This is a genomic window from Cryobacterium sp. Y62 (assembly GCF_002929785.1).
Classification (GTDB): Bacteria; Actinomycetota; Actinomycetes; order Actinomycetales; family Microbacteriaceae; genus Cryobacterium.
The window spans coordinates 1-3760 of sequence record NZ_PJJK01000037.1; the positions used below are offsets into that span (position 1 = coordinate 1).

Sequence of the window (3760 nt, forward strand, 5' to 3'; positions counted from 1 at the left end):
CTGCGGTCATGCTGATCTCGACTTTCAGTGATCCCTCATTTTAAGAGGGCCCACTGTCCGAGATATCCGCGGCAGGTCAGACCCACCCCTCCGTCGCCTTGGCCCTGGATCAGAACCGGCTGAACCTCCACGGCTGGGTCTACGACATCGAAACCGGCTCCATCGACACCCTGGACTGTGGCACCGGCCGTTTTGTCCCACTCGCGGACAATCCGCAATACTTTGCCACGCTGGCCGCATCCGACCTGGCCGCCTAACCCCCTCATATCACCAAAAGACAAGGAAAACACCATGATTCATTCCCAGAACACCCAGGCTCCGCGCGAGGAACTGACCGCCGCTATCATCGACGCCAAGATGCGCAAGGACCTCTCCTGGCAGGAACTGACCGATGGCACTGGTCTGAGCGTTGTCTTCGTCACCGCCGCTCTGCTCGGTCAGCACCCGTTGCCTGAAACCGCTGCGGAAATCGTCGCTGAGCGGCTGGGGTTGGACAAGGACGCCGCAATGCTGCTGCAGACCATTCCGCTGCGTGGCAGCATCCCCAGCGGCATCCCGACCGACCCCACCGTTTACCGGTTTTACGAAATAATGCAGGTCTACGGCTCCACTTTGAAGGCCTTGGTCCACGAACAGTTCGGTGACGGCATCATCAGCGCCATCAATTTCAAGCTAGACATCAAGAAAGTTGAAGACCCCGACGGCGGCTCACGTGCCGTGATCACCCTCGACGGAAAATACTTGCCCACCAAACCCTTCTGAACCCGGCCTGGCGGCGGCCTCGCGATCGGGGCTGCCGCCTATCCCATGAAACAATCTCGCAGGCAAGGACAACCATGGACTTCGTCCAACGCACCTGCCGTAGGGCCCGCGTCCGTCGGTGCGCAGATCGCCTGCGCCTGCACGCCGAGATACTCGGTGAGCTTACTCGCCGTCAATACGGGCTCAAGACCCAGCCCGAAGAGTTTTCAGTGTCCATAATTCGAAGGTGATCGAGGTTATCCCAGATGACTCGAACGGGGTCGTACACCTTCTCTACGAGCACCTAAAATACGCGGATATTCGGCTCTCCTGACATAACCGTGGGTGCATCAAGTCTTGCCCTTTCGGTACAGACAAGAAACCCTGATCAGATATAATTTACAGTAGGGCGGCCGGGACTTGAACCCGGGACCGACGGTTTGCGCCGGGGGCTTTCTGGGCGCGGCTTGGTCTGGCCCGATACCTCGATTGATCTCGACTTATCTGGACCTGATCAGGAGGTTCTTGTGTGAGATGTCGTTACCATTACCTCAACACCTCGTCTTGTTTCGGTCGGTCTCGGGCAATAAGCGTTGAATAAACGTGTGTGCGTCAAGTCTTCACGTGTTGAGGTAGCTACCCGTGGGACGTCCATTGAGAAGATTCTTCGTGAACCGCAAAATGTCGTCCTGCAGTCCGGCGTAGGCCTGCTCGACGGGGCTCTCTGAGCGGAGCAGAGCGTCCACGGCCTCGAGCGCTGAGGTAATGATCGACCGGGGAGCGCGCACGTTCCACACCTCGGCTTCGACGATGAGGTCTTCGATAGTGATGGCCGCGTGGCTGTATTTTCGGTTGATGGCCAAGGCCATTTTGCCGTCGCTGTCGAGGTGCGTCTGCGGAACAACATCGTAGGCCGGGGTGATCCTCGTGCTGCCATCCGGGAGGTGGAGCATGCTGATGTTTTTGGCGTGCATATCGAGATTGCCAACGGCCTGCGAGACGGTCAGGAGTCGGAGGAGCTGCTCGATGGAAGCGCGGTCGCCGTCGCGACCGAGAACATCCGCTATCCGCTTGAGGGAGACCTTGCCGCCGAACTCTTGATACTTCTCGTTCTTTGATGCGCCGAGAGCTTGGCTCATGTCTTCCTGGTGAATGCGCCCCTGCGGGGCGTGCCGTGATCGGTCGTAGCGCTCGATCACGAGGCCTGGGACTCCACCGAAGTTCTCGATCCAGGTGTCGAGCGTGGTGAGGCCGGCAGCTTTGGCCGCTCGGAAGCCGTATTCCTCGTCGAAGGTGATGGTCGGGTAGCGCACGGACGGCGGCTTGATGATGTGGGTCGACGGGTACCCCTCGAGGACTTGAAACCAGTGATCGTCCTGTCGTGCGAGCACGATCTTGTCTTGGACGCCAGCCAAGGATGTGCGGCCGAACTTCGGCCGGTTGCCAAGCGGAGCTGTTTGAGTATTGGTGAGCATCAGCCCAACTTCAGCCGCGTCAACTAGCGCGACCGCAGGCGTACGCGGCTCCCCCGGCGCCTCTGGGTCGTATATCTGAATGGCGCCGGCTACGTCGCGGCCGAACCGTGCCAACAGTGCAATGGTGTCGTCGGTTGAAACTCTGATCTCGGCGGCGAGGTTGTCGAGAGCACTGCCTTCCGGCAAAAGTTCGGCGAAGAAGTTGCGTCGACGCGCCGCCCGGCTGCGGTTGCTGACCAAGTCGAACGGCACCGACGCGGAGAGAATCGTGCTGCCGAGCCCAAAAGTCTCGATCGCATTCTTCTCCGTGACGAAATCGAACGAGCGACGATCCATTCCGACCAGATGCCCGACCAGCTCGCCGTACAGCTCGACGCACAAGTCACCCACGGGGTTCGTCCACAACGTCGTCTTGTGGCTCGTCGGTGCCTGGATCAACCTCCATGTACATGCGAACACCGGTCTCGCGCATGATCGCAAAGATGCGCCCGAGCACGATGGTGTTCTTGCCGGACTCTAAGCCCCAGATGTACTTCTGGTCGGTGTCCAACCTCTCCGCGAGATCGCGCTGCGTCAAACCGCTGACGAGACGGCCCTGCTGCAGCATCCGGCCAAGTCCCTCAGCGCCCTTCACTTCTCCACGTGCAGCCATGACACTCTCCTGACGACGGTCTTATTACCTTCATTTTACTTGATGGTAATATCACCGTCAAGGGAGGCGAAGGTTGTATCACCGTCACGGTGAGGAGTGCTGAACCCCGCAACTTTTGGAGCGCACAACCACGGCGGTCGGTGATTGCCTGAGCTTCGGCGATTCCCGGTGGACTTGCCCGCCAATCGGATCAGCGCTTGTGAGACCAGTACCCGCGACACCACGATTATCGTGGACCAGCCTCAGCGGAATCACGGAGACCTCATACAGTCGTCCGCATGACCATCGGGCAAACGCAGAACAGCGCCTTCATGCACTGATATTCGCGGTCCAGGGCAACTGCTCCCGACGCGAATGATTATGAGCCATCGAGCCGCAAGTAGCTTCCAGCGTCCAGTGCGACGCCTGGGTCAACAACTCCCGCATCGTCCCGTATGACCAACCTCCTGTGGGACAGGGACGCGATCCCGTCTCTTAGCGATGCTGCACTGCGGCCCCAAGATTGGTGGTCCGCTTCGAAGAAGCGGTCGGAGCACGATTTTGTGCATTGGATCTAGCTACTACTGTGCGAGCCAAGCGGCAACGCGAGGGTTGAACCAGTCTGGGGATTCCAGTGGTATTCCATGGCCACGGCCAGGGACAATTTCCATGTCGCTGCTAGGCAGGGCCGCGTAAATGTTCACAGCGGAGTCACGCATCAGGGCGCGTTCCCGACTGCCGACCATTACGAGTGTTTGACCGCGAAACTCTGACCACGTTGCCGGCAACACGAATCGCATGTTGTCACCGACTGCGGCGAGCAACGTGGTTTTGGTGTGACCTGCCGCGGATATCTCGGACAGTGGGCCCTCTTAAAATGAGGGATCACTGAAAGTCGAGATCAGCATGACCG

4 protein-coding genes are annotated in these 3760 nt (G+C 59.2%); 2 read left to right on the forward strand and 2 right to left on the reverse strand.

Translation table 11 applies throughout. From position 1 onward, the window contains the following. Nucleotides 1-98 precede the first annotated feature (98 nt). Both CXY71_RS20820 and cynS read left to right on the forward strand, forming a co-directional pair. Nucleotides 99-257 carry a hypothetical protein gene (locus CXY71_RS20820; protein ID WP_158252907.1) on the forward strand — a complete coding sequence of 53 codons (159 nt, stop codon included), beginning with the start codon at nt 99-101 and terminating at the stop codon, nt 255-257. Between the two features lie 34 nt (nt 258-291). Then, a complete protein-coding gene (gene cynS, locus CXY71_RS00425) occupies nt 292-762 on the forward strand; it encodes a cyanase (protein ID WP_104133774.1) in 471 nt (156 codons plus the stop codon). Between the two features lie 599 nt (nt 763-1361). Here the strand turns inward: cynS and CXY71_RS00430 are convergent. Together CXY71_RS00430 and CXY71_RS00435 are read right to left on the reverse strand one after the other, a co-directional pair. Further along, a complete protein-coding gene (locus tag CXY71_RS00430; protein WP_104133775.1) occupies nt 1362-2606 on the reverse strand; it encodes a type II toxin-antitoxin system HipA family toxin in 1245 nt (414 codons plus the stop codon). Next, complete coding sequence (locus tag CXY71_RS00435; protein ID WP_104133776.1) at nt 2599-2868, reverse strand: helix-turn-helix domain-containing protein; 270 nt, start codon at nt 2866-2868, stop codon at nt 2599-2601. Before CXY71_RS00435 ends, CXY71_RS00430 begins: the two co-directional genes overlap by 8 nt. Between the last annotated feature and the right edge of the window lie 892 nt (nt 2869-3760).